Origin of the sequence: Robertmurraya sp. DFI.2.37 (genome assembly GCF_029211245.1) — a bacterium.
GTDB classification, from domain to species: Bacteria; Bacillota; Bacilli; order Bacillales; family Cytobacillaceae; genus Robertmurraya; species Robertmurraya methanolica_A.
In genome coordinates this window covers 1-288 of sequence record NZ_JARGEJ010000882.1, presented here as the reverse complement: position 1 = coordinate 288, position 288 = coordinate 1, and the positions used below count along the sequence as shown (strand labels likewise).

The window sequence follows — 288 nt, the reverse complement described above, 5'->3', positions numbered from 1 at the left end:
AAAATATCCATGTGTGACGCTCAAAAAGCTTTAAATGCTTAATTTTTTGAATTCGATAGTCATGTACCTTAGACGTTAATGCCCCACAATTCACGCAGGAATGTTCTTTAACAGGCATCTCCACATAGAAACAATACTTACCCTCTACTATTTCTGTCTTCTTAATGATCACTTCTTCACATCCAGGTAAAAATATGTTAGAATTCATCATGCACGTATCCCCACTCTATACTTGTTTCTCGACAATTCAAGTATAAATGAATGGGGGATATCGTGCTCTTTTTTTTG

The 288-nt window shown here is 35.4% G+C and carries 1 protein-coding gene; it reads right to left on the bottom strand.

The features are described from left to right. Positions 1-211, bottom strand: a 211-nt coding sequence (locus tag PZE06_RS29000; RefSeq protein ID WP_275792539.1) for a transposase family protein, incomplete at its 3' end; no start/stop codon positions are given. Positions 212-288: the final 77 nt, after the last annotated feature.